12 protein-coding genes and 2 pseudogenes are annotated in these 15,736 nt (G+C 62.8%); 8 read left to right on the forward strand and 6 right to left on the reverse strand.

The window, feature by feature from the left end; all coding sequences use genetic code 11:
• The first annotated feature begins 368 nt into the window (after window positions 1–368).
• Together AC30NL_RS21970 and AC30NL_RS21975 are read left to right on the forward strand one after the other, a co-directional pair.
• Window positions 369–2,414 carry a putative bifunctional diguanylate cyclase/phosphodiesterase gene (locus AC30NL_RS21970; RefSeq protein WP_489466112.1) on the forward strand — a complete coding sequence of 682 codons (2,046 nt, stop codon included), beginning with the start codon at window positions 369–371 and terminating at the stop codon, window positions 2,412–2,414.
• A gap of 563 nt (window positions 2,415–2,977) precedes the next feature.
• Window positions 2,978–3,460 (forward strand): annotated as a pseudogene (locus AC30NL_RS21975) (AMP-binding protein); the annotation flags it as partial.
• A 475-nt stretch (window positions 3,461–3,935) separates the two neighbouring features.
• Here the strand turns inward: AC30NL_RS21975 and AC30NL_RS21980 are convergent.
• From AC30NL_RS21980 to AC30NL_RS21995, 4 genes are all read right to left on the reverse strand, one after another.
• Window positions 3,936–5,606, reverse strand: coding sequence for a PHA/PHB synthase family protein (locus tag AC30NL_RS21980; protein ID WP_489466123.1), 1,671 nt, complete (start codon window positions 5,604–5,606; stop codon window positions 3,936–3,938).
• Window positions 5,607–5,982: 376 nt separating this feature from the next.
• A complete protein-coding gene (locus AC30NL_RS21985) occupies window positions 5,983–6,279 on the reverse strand; it encodes a CrpP-related protein (RefSeq protein ID WP_489466113.1) in 297 nt (98 codons plus the stop codon).
• 77 nt (window positions 6,280–6,356) lie between these two features.
• Window positions 6,357–7,370 carry a trypsin-like peptidase domain-containing protein gene (locus tag AC30NL_RS21990; protein ID WP_489466114.1) on the reverse strand — a complete coding sequence of 338 codons (1,014 nt, stop codon included), beginning with the start codon at window positions 7,368–7,370 and terminating at the stop codon, window positions 6,357–6,359.
• A 96-nt stretch (window positions 7,371–7,466) separates the two neighbouring features.
• Window positions 7,467–7,682, reverse strand: coding sequence for a cold-shock protein (locus AC30NL_RS21995; RefSeq protein WP_489466115.1), 216 nt, complete (start codon window positions 7,680–7,682; stop codon window positions 7,467–7,469).
• Window positions 7,683–8,170: 488 nt separating this feature from the next.
• Here AC30NL_RS21995 and AC30NL_RS22000 point away from each other — a divergent pair, with 488 nt between their 5' ends.
• From AC30NL_RS22000 to AC30NL_RS22025, 6 genes are all read left to right on the forward strand, one after another.
• Window positions 8,171–8,497, forward strand: coding sequence for an ArsR/SmtB family transcription factor (locus tag AC30NL_RS22000; RefSeq protein ID WP_489466116.1), 327 nt, complete (start codon window positions 8,171–8,173; stop codon window positions 8,495–8,497).
• A 14-nt stretch (window positions 8,498–8,511) separates the two neighbouring features.
• Window positions 8,512–9,000: an ArsI/CadI family heavy metal resistance metalloenzyme gene (locus AC30NL_RS22005; RefSeq protein ID WP_489466117.1), complete on the forward strand. Its 489-nt coding sequence runs from the start codon at window positions 8,512–8,514 to the stop codon at window positions 8,998–9,000.
• Between the two features lie 86 nt (window positions 9,001–9,086).
• Window positions 9,087–9,593: an arsenate reductase ArsC gene (locus tag AC30NL_RS22010; protein WP_489466118.1), complete on the forward strand. Its 507-nt coding sequence runs from the start codon at window positions 9,087–9,089 to the stop codon at window positions 9,591–9,593.
• 1 nt (window position 9,594) lies between these two features.
• A complete protein-coding gene (locus AC30NL_RS22015; RefSeq protein ID WP_489466119.1) occupies window positions 9,595–10,323 on the forward strand; it encodes an aquaporin in 729 nt (242 codons plus the stop codon).
• Window positions 10,324–10,985: 662 nt separating this feature from the next.
• Entirely contained in the window at window positions 10,986–11,339 is a 354-nt protein-coding gene (locus AC30NL_RS22020; protein ID WP_489466120.1) for a hypothetical protein, read from the forward strand.
• A 126-nt stretch (window positions 11,340–11,465) separates the two neighbouring features.
• Complete coding sequence (locus tag AC30NL_RS22025) at window positions 11,466–13,130, forward strand: hypothetical protein (RefSeq protein ID WP_489466121.1); 1,665 nt, start codon at window positions 11,466–11,468, stop codon at window positions 13,128–13,130.
• A gap of 83 nt (window positions 13,131–13,213) precedes the next feature.
• Here the strand turns inward: AC30NL_RS22025 and AC30NL_RS22030 are convergent.
• Window positions 13,214–13,432: pseudogene (locus AC30NL_RS22030) on the reverse strand (DDE-type integrase/transposase/recombinase); the annotation flags it as partial.
• Window positions 13,433–13,486: 54 nt separating this feature from the next.
• A complete protein-coding gene (locus AC30NL_RS22035; RefSeq protein WP_489466122.1) occupies window positions 13,487–14,680 on the reverse strand; it encodes an ATP-binding protein in 1,194 nt (397 codons plus the stop codon).
• Window positions 14,681–15,736 lie beyond the last annotated feature (1,056 nt).

The following is a 15,736-nucleotide window of genomic DNA, read 5'->3' on the forward strand; positions in this document are numbered from 1 at the left end:
GAGAGGCTGAGAGGCTGAGAGGCTGAGAGGCTGAGAGTATTTCGATCATGCCCGCTCATCACGCCAAAAGACCCCTGCTCGTCGTTGCAAATGCTCGCCATGCCCGGGCTATGGCTGTGCTTTGCGCCAAGATCAGGTGCCTTTTGACGCGCTGCTCGGACACGCTCGAAAAACTCTCAGCCTCTGAGTTATGCCTCTGAGTTCTCTTGCGTCAACGCGAAATCCGGTCAGGCGCTGTACGGCGCCCTCAAGAACGGAGAAAACGTGTTGCACGTCACCACTTGTCAACAAGACTCTTGGCAATTTGCACGCTCCACCCACCGATACTCGGTGCGAAACACTGCCATGACGGCAGGGAGCTCGAACAGATGAATTTGAAACGTGGCGATTGGATCGGCTTTGCTCTTTGGGGAGCGGGGCTGACCGTGGCGCTGATCTTTCTCGCCTGGGTGATGCGAGACGCAGCGGTAGAGCAGTTGCAGCGCGACACAGAGCAATCGGCGCGGAACTGGGCCCAACTTGCTGGCGCCACCGTGCCTGACCTCGAAGCGGTGTTCGAACGCCGCGGATTGAGCGCTGAGGCGCTTGGGCAACTGAAGCGCCTGCGTCATGCCTCCCAGGTGTTCCGGTTCAAACTGTTTGACCGCCAGGGAGTCCAGATCCTGGGGTCCGATGATCTCGATCGAGTCGAGTTGGACGGCAAGCAGGGCCTGAAGCTTCCGCCCCCCCCTCCCGCTCTCGCCACGCATGCTGCGCCTCCTTCGGTGTTGAGGGGCGCGAGCTACATCGTGCTCAAACGACAGAATCGCCCCGATCTGCCAGCGGTGTACAGCGAAGCTTACGTCCCAGTATTGCGCGACGGTCGGGTGCTTGGCGTCGTCGAGGTATATGTCGACCAGGTAGAGCGTGCTGCCAGTGCCGACCTCGCCTTCGCGCGCGTCGCCGGCAGCGTGGCGGCGTTGTTGATGTTGCTGATGGCGGTTGCCGGTGCCCAGCTATGGCGACGCCAGCGTCAGCAGCGCCGGGCCGAGGCCCACATGAGCTACCTCGCCCACCATGATGTGCTCAGTGGCGTACTGAACCGCACCAGCTTTCACGAGGCCTTGCAACACGCAGGGTGGCGGCGAAAAGAAGGCGGGCCTGGGTTTGCGCTGCTGCGCATCGATCTCGACGACTTCAAAGACGTGGCCGACTCCATGGGCCATGCTGCGGCCGATGAAGTGCTGCGCCAGACCGCCCACCGGCTGAGCCAGACCGTACGCCATGGCGACCATGTGGCGCGCCTGGGCGGTGGTGAGTTGGCCATCCTGCAGACCGGCGTGTCGAGTTCCACCGATGTGTCCACCCTGGCCGAACGCATCGTCACCGCGCTGGCCACGCCGTACGACGTGACTGGCGGCCGCGTGCACTGCGCCGGCAAAGTCGGTGCCGCGATCCACGGTGTGGACGCTACTGAGGATGAGGATCTGTTGCGCAAGGCCGACCTCGCGCTTTACCGGGCCAAATCGGCGGGCCGGAGCCCCTTCAGCTTTTACGACGCGACGATGGACGAGCAGTTTCAGGCACGGCGCATGTTGACGCACGATTTGCGTGACGCCATCGGCAGCGACCAGATCTCGTTGGCCTATCAGCCGCTGTATGCGAACGGCGGCAAAACGCTCACTGGATACGAAGCTTTGTTGCGCTGGCAGCACCCCGTCCGCGGCAATGTGGGAACGGCCGAGTTCATCCCGCTGGCAGAAGAAGCCGGCCTGATCGATGTGCTCGGGCGTTGGGTATTGCAGCGCGCGTGCATCGATGCCGCAAGCTGGCCGTCCACGCTCAGCGTGGCGGTCAACCTGTCGGCGGCGCAGTTTCGTCACGGCGATCTGGTCGTGGTGGTGGCTGGGGCCTTGAAAGCCTCCGGCTTGGCCGCGGATCGGCTGGAGTTGGAAATCACCGAGTCGCTCATGATGCGAAACACCGAGCAGATCCTCGACACGCTGCATGCGCTGTCGGCGATGGGCATTCGCATCGCGATGGATGACTTCGGCTCGGGCTATTCAAGTCTGGCCTACCTGTGGCGCTTCCCTTTCGACAAAGTCAAGATCGCCCGCGCCTTCACCCAGAACCTGGGCAGCGACCCGAAGGTCAACCTGATCGTGCGCTCGATCATCTCGTTGGCGCACTCGCTGGACATCCGCGTCAATGCAGGGGGCGTGGAAACGCCGAGTCAAATGGCGGCATTGCAGCAACATGGCTGCGATGAGTTGCAGGGCTTCCTGCTCGGACGTCCCAGCCCGGTGAAGGGGCTCCCCCATGAGCATGGCGTCGCGGCGCTGGGTCCGAGGTCCCGCCGCAGCGAGGAACGTCATTCCATGTGGAGGACGCCTCCGGTCGTGCCGCTGCCGTCGCGGCCCGTCCCGCTCGTGTGATCGCCACGCCCGATGGATGCAGTTGGCAGCTTTCATCAGGGGAGGGCAGTAAGCCGAATGGTCACAGGTAGATGCATCTGAGAGCCCACGATGGTTTTTTTGGAGTGCACCATAAGCCAATGCTGCCTTCGTTCGATCCCTGGCTTTCGGGAGCCGTCGCCGCCGACGTCGCCTTGGCCTCGCACAGCGGTCACCGGTCGTTGAGGCTGCGCCGCGAGCGGCGTTTGTCAAACCTGCTGGTGTCGGCGACACGCGGGTCACGGCTGTACCGTCGATTGATCGGCGACCCGGCAGGCCGGCGTCTGCAGGACCTTCCGATCACCCGCAAGGCCGATCTGATGGGTCAATTCGACGACTGGGTCACCGATCCCGTTGTTCGGCTTGACGCATTGCGCCGTTTCGTGGCCGATCGGTCGCACATCGCCGAGCCGTTTCTTGGCCGCTACGTCGTATGGGAAAGCTCGGGCAGCAGTGGTCAGCCCGGAATCTTCGTGCAAGACGCTACATCGATGGCGGTGTATGACGCGCTTGAGGCTCTTCGCCGACCGATGTTGCGGTCCCCCATGCAACTGCTCGACCCGTTTTGCCTGGGCGAAAGCATCGTGTTCGTCGGCGCGACAGGTGGCCACTTTGCAAGTGCCGTGTCGGTGGAGCGCGCGCGGCGCCTGAGTCCAGCCCGGGCACGCAGTCTGCACAGCGTTTCCTTTCTGCAGCGCGCCGATCGGATCGTGGCTGAACTGCAGGCGCTGGCTCCCACCATCATTGCCACCTATCCGAGTGCCGCGGTGCTGCTCGCTGAGGAACATGTCGCCGGCCGCCTGAAGCACGCACCGCGCGAGGTGTGGACCGGAGGCGAAAGCCTGTCGAACGCAATGCGCCACTTCATCCATCGGGCGTTCGGTTGCCCGGTGACGAACAGCTACGGTGCGTCGGAATTCTTGTCGCTGGCATCTGAGTGCCATTGCGGACGCATGCATCTCAACAGCGACTGGGCCATCCTCGAATCGGTGGATGATCGCGGAAACGCAGTGCCAGCCGGCGAGACCGGTGCCACCTGCTTGCTGACCAACCTCGCGAACCACGTGCAGCCGCTGATCCGCTATGACCTCGGCGATCGCGTCACGCTGCGTCCTGCGGCATGCGCCTGCGGCTCGCCGTTGCCCGTGATCAATGTGCAGGGGCGTAGCGACGACACACTGAAGCTCTGTCAGCCCGGCGGGCAGGCTGTGAGCGTGCTTCCACTGGCCTTGTGCACTGTGCTGGAAGACGACGCGGGCCTCTTCGACTTCCAGGTCGTTCAAGAAAGCCCCTGCGACTTGCTGCTTCGCACAGGACTGTGCGGGCATGACGCCGACGTTGCCCTGCATCGTGCGCGAACAGTGCTCTCGGCATTCCTGGAGGGGCAGGGCGCAATCGGCGTGCACATCCACTGTCGCAGCCACGCAGTGATGACGCAGGGTCGCAGCGGCAAGGTTCAGCGGGTGCTCGCATTCGATGGATCGACCCGTCGCGCCCCCGCCATCAACGTTGATATACGTAGATCCCCGGTGCCGCATCCAGTGGTGGCAGACCAGCCTTTGGCGCACCCAGGGGAGGCGGGGGGACCTGGCGGGTCGAATGACTCGAAAGCCACTGCACCCAGGCTGTCCACCAGGAACCATCGACCCGGGGTGTCGAAGCGAGCCACTCGTCCGGAGTGAGCAGGCGGTCGCCCGAATGCCGGCGACGGATCCTGTAGTTCGACAGGGAAGATCCCGGTGGATTGACGATGCCCACGTTGTGGCCTCCCGCCGTGAGCACGAAGGTCTGATCCGCATCTGTCGAGGCGTTCAGCTTGAAAATCGAGCGCCATGGCGCGATGTGGTCCTGCACTGCACCGACGTTGAAAATCGGCACGCGAATGTCGTCGAGGTTTACCGGCACGCCGTCGACCAGCCATTCGCCCCGTGCGAGCGCGTTTTCCAGGAAGAGCCCGCGCAGGTACTCGATGTGCATGCGATAGGGCAGGCGCGTGCCGTCGGCATTCCAGGCCATCAGGTCGCTTGCAGGCTTGCGCTCGCCGAGCAGGTGGTTGCTGAGGCGGTAAGACCAGACAAGGTCCTTTGAACGCAGCAGCTGAAAGGTGTTCTTCATCTGGTGCTTGTCGAGGTAGCCTCGCCGAAACATTAGGCTTTCGAGGAAAGCCACTTGGCCCTCGTCGACGAAGAGCGCGAGTTCGCCCGGATCGGCGAAGTCTGTCTGCGCAGCAAACAGGGTCAGGGTTTTCAATGGATGGTCGCCGCTTCGCCCCAGGGCGGCGGCAACGATGGACAGCAACGTGCCGCCGAGGCAGTATCCGGCGGCGTGGACTTTCGCGCTTGGCACGATCTTGCCGATGGCCTCCAGCGCCGCACGCACGCCGAGCCGGTCGTACGCGTCCATGCCGAGGTCACGATCGCCCGAATCGGGGTTTTTCCATGAGATTGCGAAGACCGTGAATCCGTTGTCGACGAGATGCTTGACCAGCGAGTTGTGCGGCGACAAGTCGAGCACGTAGTACTTCATGATCCAGGCGGGCACCACAAGTACCGGTTCGGCACGCACCTTGGGTGTCGTCGGTTCGTACTGGATCAGTTCCATCAAGCGATTGCGCAGCACGACTCGTCCGGGCGTGATGGCGATGTTGCGGCCCACCTCGAAGCGCTCGGCGCCTGCCGGGGGCTGGTCGGCCGCTTCGCGCCATGCATCTTGCGCGACGTGGACCAGGCCACGCAGCAAGTTCATGCCGCCTTCCTTCAGTGTCCGCTGCTGCACGACCGGATTGGTGGCAATGAAATTCGACGGTGCCACCATGTCGAGCCACTGCCGTGCCGCGAAACTCACCATCTGTTCGTGATGCCGAGTCACGCCCGGAACGCCAGTGGTCGCGCGTTCCCACCATTGCTGGCGCAGCAAGAAGGCTTGCTCGATCCAGTGGTAGGGCGGCAAGCCCCACGCGGGATCGTCGAAGCGCTTGTCCTGTGGCAGCGGTCGCACGGCACTGTTGGGTTGAGTCGCACCTCGCCACAGTCGGATGAATTGCTCGGCGCCGTACTGCACGAGCTCCCACTGCTTGGCAGGAGACCCGAGCAAATGGACCCACCAGTCGGTGAACGCGCCGACTGCCGTGGTCGGCGCGATGGCAGCGGCAGGCGTTGGTCCCCAAGGTGTCATCCGCCGCTCGAGTTCCTGATAGGTTTCGAACGTCGCGGACGGGGCGCTATGGCGGCCCAGCCAAGGACTCCCGCCACGCTCTTTCGAACTGGGCTCTTGCGCCGGAATCGTGAGCAACTGAGTGGTTGTGAGGCGACCGGTCAATCGATCCTCCGTAGAGCCTTGCGAACGGACGATGGGCACTCCGGGTTGCGGTTGCGCGTTGCGCCGCTACATGACCCTGGAACGGATGATGCACGGACCTTGCTTGAATGTCGTTCACGTTTCACCTGAGAGGTGGAACTCGAGGTTTGGTTCTCCTGGGTGGTAACTCAGCTGTTTGACATATAAACCAAGGGTGTACACGGCAGCGAACGGCTGCGAACCCTCCCTCGATTCAGTCTGGTGCGTCGTCATCCATTTGCGGGGAGCTTTGCTCGGTGTCCTGCTTGTCCGAGGATTGAACCTCATGGCCTCGCTCCCAAGCGTCGCTGCGCTGCAGCCATTTGTCTGTCGACTCACCCGTGGCCGCTGGTCGGTTGCGCGGCTGGCTAAGAGGGTTGGTGTGCGAAGGCTCGCCCCGGGCTGCGGCTTTCGCGCCTTGGCGCTGGAGTTCCGCTTGCTCGGCACTTGAAAGAGGACGTTCCGGTGCAGAGGGTTCGGCGTGATGTTTCGCTATGCGGTTGCGGCGCATGGATGTTCCTTGGAGGGGTTTGATGGCTCTCAGCCTCTCAGCCTCTCAGCCTCTCAGCCTCTCAGCCTCTCAGCCTCTCAGCCGTCGGCGGTCAACGTCAGCAGTACGTCGGCGTACCAGGCGCAGTTCAGCCCCAGTGCTTCGTCCTCGGACTGGTCGCGTGTGCGCATGTCCATTCGAGTCGAATGCACACCCAGCAATTGCCAGGACACCGACGATGTCGGCCAGCTCCCGCCGACACGCCGCCGGACCACCGGAGATCCGCTGCTGCCACGGTGCGTTCGCGCGTCCGTCAGAAAGCAGCCCTGGCGCTGGAAGCGCACGCCGTAGGCCGAGGCAATGGACGCACTGCGGGCGACCGCGAGATGGTGAACCGTGTCGTGAAAGTCCATCGGGAAGCCGGCAATGGTCAACGCGTCGCCTATCGTGATTTCCTCTGCGCGAACTTCCAGATGTGATTCGTCGAAAGCATGCAGCACGGCGTCGGCCGGCAGGTCGGACGCAGGGATTTCGATGGCGGCCACGTCGACCTTTCCGCCGGTATCGGTGGCTTCACGCCACAGGTTGAAGCCATCACGGTACAGCGGCAGGGACGCCACCGTGTGCTGCGTCAGATCCTTGGGGTTGGTGTGCAGTCCGATCTCTACGCGGTCGGGAAAATGCGACGTGGCGGCATCTGCAAAGACGTGCCGGTTGCTCACCAGGAAGAGCTTCTCGCCGCGGCGAAAGAAGAAGCCGCTCGCGCTTGTCAGCACTCGTTCCCCTGCGAAGGTGAGGACGTGCGTCGTGCTGAGCAAGAGCGCATCGACCGGCGGGACGGATGCTGCGGAACGCCGGGGGACTTCGACGTGCTGAACGAGGGCACGGTTGCGCGCAACATCGCGCTCGAATGTCGTCAGGACCACATCCGAGACGTCGGTATGCAACAACACGGTGCGCGCCGCTTCGGCGTATGCGTCGAACGATTCCAACAATCTCGCGCGGGTTGGCTTCGACAGCGCATCGACGACGGCCGGGACGAATGCGTCCATGGCAATCTGGCTGCCCTTCAGTTCACAGATGCGTTCGGTGGCTTCTTGCAGGTTCTTCATGGCGCGCCCTTCGGCAGATAAGAAAAAAGCGCGGCTGGGCCGCGCTCTTCACGGGGGACGCCAGGTCTGCCCGACATCCTGCAAGTCTCGCGGGGGTCAGCCCAGGTCGCGAATGTTCGACGCCTGCGGGCCCTTTTGCCCTTGGGTCACCTCGAACTGCACGCGCTGATTTTCATTCAGCGTCTTGAACCCGCTGCCAATCTGAATCTCCTTGAAGTGGGCAAAAAGATCCTTGCCGCCGTTGTCAGGTGCGATGAAGCCGAAGCCCTTGTCTTGGCTGAACCATTTCACGGTACCGGTTTGAGTCGTCATGTCGATTTCCTTTGAAAGTTGAAGGGGGCGCAGCAGCGCGCCCAGCGAAGAGACGCCAAGAAGATCTTCAAGAGGGGATTCGACTCGACCGCCGGCAGAACGCCGGTACGGGAAGAAAGACCTACGAGCGGACGGTCTTGTGCATATCAGCCGACCCATAGTACAGGAAAGCACACCTGCGCGTACTTTCAGCCCTTTCCAACGTGGTATGAGCCTGAACGAGGCCGCATTGGTGGAGATGGCGAAGGATTTCGACGCGCGCCGTGCTGCGCAGCTTGTCCCAGAACTTGGCCAAGGCCTCCGACGGCGTGCTCATGGTGCTTAGCACGTACTGGTAGAGCTTCCACGACCAGCATCTACCTGCATGCAGAAGACGATGCGCGGCACGCCGCGATCAGTTCCACCCATCATCTGGGCTGGGATGCGGTCGCCTGCTCGTCAGGCTGAGCGCGGGGGCCAACCACCCATGATTCGATTATGATGGAATAATGGAAGAGAAAGACATTGTGAGATCGCTCGCCGCGCTGGCCCAAAGCCACCGGCTGCAGGTCTTCCGTGCCCTCGTCGTGGCCGGCTCGCGCGGGATGACGCCCGGCGTCATGGCCGAAGGCTCCGGCATCCCGGCGGCCACGCTGTCGTTTCACCTCAAGGAACTGATGAATGCCGGTCTGGTGACGCAGGAGCGCCAAGGCCGCAATCTGGTTTACCGCGCGTCGTTCGAGCACATGAACGCGCTGCTGAGCTACCTCACCGAGAACTGCTGTCAGGGCGAGGCCTGCCTCGTCGAGACCGCCACCTCTTCCTGCCCCTGCTGAAAAAGGAAACCCCAATGAAGCGCTTCCACGTCCATGTTCACGTCGACGACCTTGCCAAGAGCGTCGCCTTCTATTCCACGCTGTTCGCCGCCGCTCCGACTCGCGAAGAGGGCGACTATGCCAAGTGGATGCTCGACGATCCGCGCCTCAACTTCGCGATCTCGACGCGCGGCGCCAAGCCGGGCGTTGACCACCTGGGCTTCCAGACAGACGATGCGCAGGAACTGGCTGAGCTGAAAGCCCGGGCCGAGGCAGCCGACATGGCCTTGTTCGATGAAGGCGCCACCAGCTGCTGCTACGCGCAGAGCGAGAAACACTGGGTCACTGACCCCCAGGGCATTGCCTGGGAGCACTTCCACACTCTGGCGAACATTCCCGTGTTCAGCGAGCGCGAGGCCACGAACGAACCGGCTTCATCGTCCGCATGCTGCGCCCCAACGCCGCGCGGCAAGCCGATCGGCATTGCCGTGACAGCGGCCAAGCCATCTTCTTCTTGCTGCTGAGGCTGTCGTGGACGACAAAATCTACAACGTGCTCTTCATCCGCACGGGCAACTGAATCCCGCTCCCTCTTGTTTTCCTTCGCTTCCATGACCACCCACGTTCTCATCCTTTGTACCCACAACTCCGCGCGCAGCGTGCTCAGCGAAGGCATGCTCAACCACTGGTCCAGCAAGCTCGGCAAGGACGTGAAGGCGCACAGCGCTGGCAGCGCGCCCAGCGGCCGGATCAACCCGTTCGCGATCGAAGCGCTGCAGGCCGCCGGTGTCGATACCACGGGCTATCGCAGCAAGAGCTGGGATGAGTTCAGCAGCGATGGCGCGCCGCCACTGTCCATCGTGATCACGGTCTGCGACAGCGCGGCGGCTGAGCAGTGCCCGGTGTTCTTCGGCGGCACGGGCGGCCAGCCGGTCAAGGTGCATTGGGGCTACCCCGACCCATCGAACGCCGAGGGTGGCGATGAAGGCAAACGCCGCGCATTCGAACTCACGCGCCAGGCCATCGGCTACCGCATGCTGCAGCTGCTGCAACTGCCGCTCGACACGATGAGCCAGACCGAAGTGCAGCAGGCTCTGGTCGATATCTCCAAGAACTGACATGGACCTGCCACGCAAACTTGCCGGCGAGGCGCTGGGCACGGCGCTGCTGCTGGCCATCGTGATCGGCTCGGGCATCATGGCCGAGCGTCTGGCCGGCGGTAACGTCGCGGTCGCGCTGTTGGCCAACACCTTGGCCACGGTCGGCGGCCTGTACATCCTGATCGAGGTGTTCGGCCCGATCAGCGGCGCCCACTTCAACCCGGCCGTCAGTGCCGTCATGGCCTGGCGCGATGAGTTGCCCAAGGCCGCGCTGCTGCCATACATCGCGGCCCAGCTCTTGGGCGCCATGCTCGGCGCCTGGCTCGCCCACGCGATGTTCGACCTGCCCATCCTGCAGTTCTCGACCAAGATGCGCACGGGCACCGGCCAATGGATCGCCGAGGCGGTGGCCACCGCCGGCCTGCTGCTCGTGATCCTGCGCGCCCCAGCCGGCCGCGCGGCTGCGATGGTGGCCAGCTACATCGGCGCAGCCTACTGGTTCACCGCGTCAACCTCGTTCGCGAATCCCGCCGCCGCGTTCGGCCGCATGTTCAGCGACAGCTTCGCCGGCATCGCACCCGCCAGCGCACCGGGCTTTGTCCTCGCGCAGCTGGTCGGCGCCGCCACGGGCCTGGCGATCCACAACGCCTTCGAGACGCGGCGGCATCCAGCCGGCCACCCGAACGTGATCGAGGCCTCAGGGAGCGTCGAGGCCGGCACGGCCGGACAACAGACAGGCGTCCGTTGAGTGCGGCGATCGGACCTTTTGCGCGCCTGAGCGCAATTACCGCTGCGCATGGCCAAGCCGGCTCGGGAGAAGGTCAACCAGGCGGCTGCAACAGGACCTCGTGACACTATTTCGTTCTTGAGTACGCCGCTTCGTGCTTCCACGGATCCCAGCTTGTTTTTCGGACAACATGTCCGTTTGTCGAAACCCAGCTACTGCAACTATCTATGCGCCCCCAAAACGTCAACAGATCCAGCTCGTACTCTGCTCCATCAACCCCTACAGATGCCGTGGGCCCTGGGGTCGAGCGAGAGGCCGACACAATCGAGCCGACGCATGGCCGCCTCTCGCGAAGGGAGGAGCAAACGTCAACATGGTCCATGAGGGCCCGATCCTGCCCCCCAAGGCTTGCGCCTGACTCCGACGGCAGGGGCATTCCGCCGGCACTCGATTCGAAACTGACGGAACGTTTCGGCCCGGTCCGTACGGCACGTGCCAAACTGGGGCGAGTTGCGAGCCAGAAGACCGAGTTCGAGCCCGATGACATGACGCTGCCGGAAGAGCATCGACGCACTCGCATAAACCCCACGCGGATTTGGACAACGAAGGTCGCGCAGGGGAACGGCCAAGCGTCAGCCGTCAAGATAATGAGTCAGAAAAGCGAGGGTCCACTTGAAGGTAGCTTGGTCGATCACATCGATCTGCAGGCGCTGAAGCGGGGCGAGGTCGCCTACAAGTGGACGCTCTCGGCCAACGGTACGCTTTTCATCGGCGAGACCAAGCCAATCGACCCTGCCAACGGAAAACGTTCGAAGCAGGGCCACACGACCTTGGTCGGTGGCCGAGTGATCCCCGAGGCTCGCTTTGGCGGCGTGCTGCACTATGACCTCGAAGCTGCACAGGTCGTCATCGACAACGACTCCGGCCGCTTCAGCGAGCGCTCCGACCTCACCCCCGGGCACCTTGACAACGTCGCGCAGTTGTTCAAAGAAGCGGGGCTGGAGGTGGGTACACGTTGGAAGAACATGTGCAAGTGAGCCTGAAGGTGCCGTCGGCGTACAGGTAGGGGTCGTTCACTTGGTGAACTCAAGCCCGGCCTTTGCCGCTGTACATGCCTCGGTCGAGGCGTCGCACATCCGTGCTACCCACCGTCCACGAGACCCATGAAAATCAATCATCCGACTGCTTCGCAGCAAAACACGCTGCCGCAAGAGCAGGTAACAACGGCGCCGTTGGTGTTAGTGACGCTGCAGAGCCAAGCGGGCGGTGTAGCGTTGCAAGCTCTTGCCGATGTCTCTTCCTCCCGGCGACGCTCGCCGGACGATGGTGCGCGGCATCGGCGCAGCAGGAGCCATTCGGAAGGATTGCCGAATTCGGCTCCTGCGCCAGCCCTGCACGACATCATCGGGCGCCAACGCGTCGGTGAGCTCGACGCTGACTTTGGCAGTCTGCAGCCGCCACTGAACCTGGCAACGGACGGCATCAAGGATTGGGAGAGGGAAGGCGGGACGTCGAATGGCAAACCATTGATGCATCCCTTGCGTCTCATCGTTGCAGGTTCGGCAACCGGCAATTCTGATTTGTCCCCCCAAAATCTCGGCGGGCACCTCGATCTTGACGGAATCAAGAGCGGTGAAAAGAAATACATGTGGGCCGTCAGTGCACTGGGACGACTATTTATCGGAGAGAAATTGCCTGCCGGCAATGACCCAAAGACTGGCGAACAGAAGTATCTTGGGCATCCCACGCTCGTGGGAGGCGGGCCGGCGCGGATGTCGGGCGAATTGCACTACAACCATGCAACCGGGAAATTCGTAGCGTCGAACCGGTCGGGACGCTATTCCCGATACGAGGACCGCCCAGAAGCAGGGCTCCAAACGGTGGCCGACATATTCTCCCGGTGGGGTTTCGAGGTGGAAGCCGAGACGGTGGCGAAATACAGGAGCCGCAAGGTGCCTGCGAAACTCGTTCTGCCCAGCCTCGCCCCAAAGTACTCCGGCGCGGGCGAGGTCGTGGTGCCGGGCGGGGCGGCGCAGCCTGCTCGGGCAGCATCGTCGGGTGCAGCGCTCGCAGCCGCGGAAGCAATGACCGGCCACTGGGCCTGGGATTCCGTTGACGAGCCGGCTCCCAAACGTCACAGGGGAGACGGCGATCCGGAAGTCTCGGAGGCTCATCCGTTGGCCGGACACCGCACGCTGACGCGCTCATTGTCTGCTGGCCACCTGCGTCGAGAACCAACAGCACCGACCTTGCCGTTCACGGAATTGGTCGGCAAGGACCGGGCCGAGCAATTGGACCGTGAGTGGGGCACCTTGCAGGGAGCCCGTGTCAAGAACGGGAAGCCACGGATCCACGCCTGGGAAGAAGGGCTGCATCCCGACAGGGTCGTCGTGCCGGCGGGCAACCCCCAGAACCGCGATCTCAAGAGCATGGTCGATCTGGAGGAAATCAAGGCGGGAACGCCCATGTTATGGTCAGTTGGCATGGGGGCGTCGCTCATCCTGGGACCGCATACCTTGCTGCCCGATCCTGATCCCGAAACCGGCAAGGAGCAGCGGCTGGGACATCCTGCGCTCGTCGCGGGGGACAAGGATCCGGGGTCGGGAGAATGGGTCTGGGGCAAGCAGGCGCGCGTTTCCGGCGAGTTGCACTGGGACGAGAGTCGCAAGCACTTTTACATCACCAACAAGTCAGGGCGCTACTCCCGCCACCCTGACCGGGGCATGGATCAGATGACGAAGGTAGCGGAACAATTCGAGAACTCCGGTCTGCCCGTGGAGATTCGGCTCGTCGAGAGAAAGTCCTGGTTTCCATCGCGAGAGGTTTAGGTTTGGTCGCGGAGAGAAGGACGTGGGACCAAGTCTCATGGACGAGGCGATCTCGGCGAGGTGAATCTTCCAGCCCGACTACCGGCGTGCTTCAAGTCGATGGTCAAGCCGCTGTCGCCGACCAGATCGCTCACGACCGCGGGGTTGGCGCCGCTCTTGTCGACGGTCACTTTCTCGGGAACGTCGCGCTGATCGATCGCGCGCTTGAAGAAGCGCCGAGCCGCGGCGACGTCACGCTTGGCCGTGAGCGGGAAGTCCAACGTATGGCCGAGCTTGTCGACTGCTCCGTACAGATACTTCCAGAGCCTGTCGTGCCGACTCGCGTCATGCCCGGTTGCGCCGTCTGGTTGCTGCGCCTACGCACTACGCCAGTCGTCGCTAGGCATGATCCGTTTCATGAACTCGTCGAACATAGGGACCGTGAAGGCGGTGTCGCCGTGGTTCGGGCTCCACACCATGCCCTTGGCGATGAGTGAGCTTCGAGTGGGTGCCAGCGACGTCACTTTGGCCGGATAGCACTGCGCGATGTCGCCCGAGCGGTGAGGACCGGCGCCGAGCTCGGCCATGGCACGCAGATAGCGCTTCTCCTTTGGCGTCAGGCGGTCGAAGCGAACTCGGAAAAAACTCTCGTCCAGGGCGGCCACGGCGCTCCCCGAGGCACGCTCCACGTCATCAATGGTGAGTGGTGACAATGCCCCTTGCTCCCACGTGTGGTAGCCCCACTGCTGAAGGAAGTAGGCGTAGCCGTGCGTGAGGTCGATGAGGCGCGTCAGTGCCCGGCCGTCTATCTCGACCTTCTCGTTGCGCAGCGGGACGCGGATCGCGCGTTCCGCGTCCGGCCCGGACAGCGGACCGATCACGGGGAAGTTGAATAGCCGCTCGGCGTAGGACTTGGCATTGCCCATGCGCCCGCGCAGCTGGGGCAAGCCGGCTCCCACCAGCACCACCGGCAGTTGCTTCTGCTCGATGCGGTGCATAGCCGTGATCAGGGCAGCCAGCTGCTCCTCTTCGACGTACTGCAGCTCGTCGATGAAGATGGCTACGGCGGTGCCGGCGGCCTTCGCGGCCAGGCCGACCTGCTCGAAGAGCGCCTGCAGGTCGTGCTCGAGGTCGCCGTTGTCGGCGAGGCCGGGCTCGGGCTGGTAGTCGAAGCCCACCGAGATGTCTTGGTACTTGATGTTGAGCTTGCTGGCGAATCCGGCTAACGCGCGCAGGCCTCGAACGGCGTAGTCCTTGGCCGACTTGATGTTGCTCAGCCGCAGGAGCGCTTGGCGTAGCTGGGGCGCCAGGATGGCAGGCAAGGACCGGCCTTCCGGCGCTTCGATGCGCAAGGTGTGGATGCCCGCGGCTTCCGCATCGGCGCGCACCCTGTCGAGCAGCACCGTTTTGCCCACGCCGCGCAGGCCGACGAGCATGGCGCTCTTCGCGTGACGCCCGAGTCGGGCACGTTCCAGGGCGACGTGCAATACCTCGCGCAGGGCGTCGCGGCCGGCCAGCTCGGGAGGAGGAGTGCCGGCGCCTGGTGAAAAGGGATTGCGAATGGAGTCCATGGGAGGCATTTTATAGTAAGTTTTGGTTGTTTATCGCTTATACATAACTTGCCAAATTTATGTATAAATTGATCGGATAGAACTGTTTGCCCGTCGCCGAAGTCGCATCCGCCCCTTTGCCGAGGACGGGAGGCCGAAACAATCTCAAGCGTTGACCTTTGCAGTGCGTATTTCAGCCCATCGTGGACGGCATTTCAGGCTGATCGTGGACGGGATTTCAGCCTGGTGTTCGTACAGCGTCTGGCGGCGGGCGTAGGGGTCCGCAGACTGGCGATGCTGACGGTCGAGGTCCGGAACGCCTCGCAAAACGGCACGCAATAGCGTGTTGGGAACGGGCCAACAATGCGTCGATGTTGTTCGTCGATAGCGGAAGGACCTCGCGTCGGACGCCACCACTCGAGCGATGGCGCAGACGCTCAGAGCCGCCTCGGCCCCGAAGCAGGTCCGGTTCAATTAACATGCGCGACAATGTGTATTATGTAAACCGATGCTCGCAACGCACCATCTGACAACACTCCGCGGGCGCACTATCTCCAAATCCCCGGGCGGTGTCAACATTTTTCGTTCAAGTGGCCGCAGTTCGCGGGAGTTCGGCGACAAGAATTCCTTTAACGAAGCGCAACGTTCAGCGCCTCATCGGTGAGCGCGTCGTCGATGTCAGACCGTGCTCGCTAGGACGCTCTGGACACGTCAACATTTAGTCTTGTCCAACGAGGTGTGATCCGGAACACGAGGGCATGATTCCAACGAGGAATGAGAGGCACGACAGCGAACGTCAGGAATGCCACAAAGACCATGATTCCCACCGAGGCAGGCCCCGGTGGGCGGTGGGCACCCTGCTTCGTGTGTTCATGCAGCGCTTCGTACGCTTCACAGACATGGCGCAGAGTCTTGGTACCGTGCTTTGTATTGATTTGTCGCGAAGGAACCAATATGCCGGTCGATCGTACGGGAGCTACTTGTCAAGTCCCGTGTGTTCATAGACCTTTTTGACGAACAACTCGGGCTTTTTTTCACGCCAAGCCTTGAGCGCCTGAATGGGTGTTTGATGCTTCA

The sequence above is a fragment of the Rhizobacter sp. genome (assembly GCA_021153565.1).
Taxonomy (GTDB): domain Bacteria; phylum Pseudomonadota; class Gammaproteobacteria; order Burkholderiales; family Burkholderiaceae_C; genus Albitalea.

What these genes read in the sequence shown, in the direction of transcription:
- AC30NL_RS21970 (WP_489466112.1), top strand. Translation starts at nt 369, where the DNA reads ATGAATTTGAAACGTGGCGATTGGATCGGCTTTGCTCTTTGGGGAGCG.
- AC30NL_RS21980 (WP_489466123.1), bottom strand. Translation starts at nt 5,606, where the DNA reads ATGACACCTTGGGGACCAACGCCTGCCGCTGCCATCGCGCCGACCACG.
- AC30NL_RS21985 (WP_489466113.1), bottom strand. Translation starts at nt 6,279, where the DNA reads ATGCGCCGCAACCGCATAGCGAAACATCACGCCGAACCCTCTGCACCG.
- AC30NL_RS21990 (WP_489466114.1), bottom strand. Translation starts at nt 7,370, where the DNA reads ATGAAGAACCTGCAAGAAGCCACCGAACGCATCTGTGAACTGAAGGGC.
- AC30NL_RS21995 (WP_489466115.1), bottom strand. Translation starts at nt 7,682, where the DNA reads ATGACGACTCAAACCGGTACCGTGAAATGGTTCAGCCAAGACAAGGGC.
- AC30NL_RS22000 (WP_489466116.1), top strand. Translation starts at nt 8,171, where the DNA reads ATGGAAGAGAAAGACATTGTGAGATCGCTCGCCGCGCTGGCCCAAAGC.
- AC30NL_RS22005 (WP_489466117.1), top strand. Translation starts at nt 8,512, where the DNA reads ATGAAGCGCTTCCACGTCCATGTTCACGTCGACGACCTTGCCAAGAGC.
- AC30NL_RS22010 (WP_489466118.1), top strand. Translation starts at nt 9,087, where the DNA reads ATGACCACCCACGTTCTCATCCTTTGTACCCACAACTCCGCGCGCAGC.
- AC30NL_RS22015 (WP_489466119.1), top strand. Translation starts at nt 9,595, where the DNA reads ATGGACCTGCCACGCAAACTTGCCGGCGAGGCGCTGGGCACGGCGCTG.
- AC30NL_RS22025 (WP_489466121.1), top strand. Translation starts at nt 11,466, where the DNA reads ATGAAAATCAATCATCCGACTGCTTCGCAGCAAAACACGCTGCCGCAA.
- AC30NL_RS22035 (WP_489466122.1), bottom strand. Translation starts at nt 14,680, where the DNA reads ATGGACTCCATTCGCAATCCCTTTTCACCAGGCGCCGGCACTCCTCCT.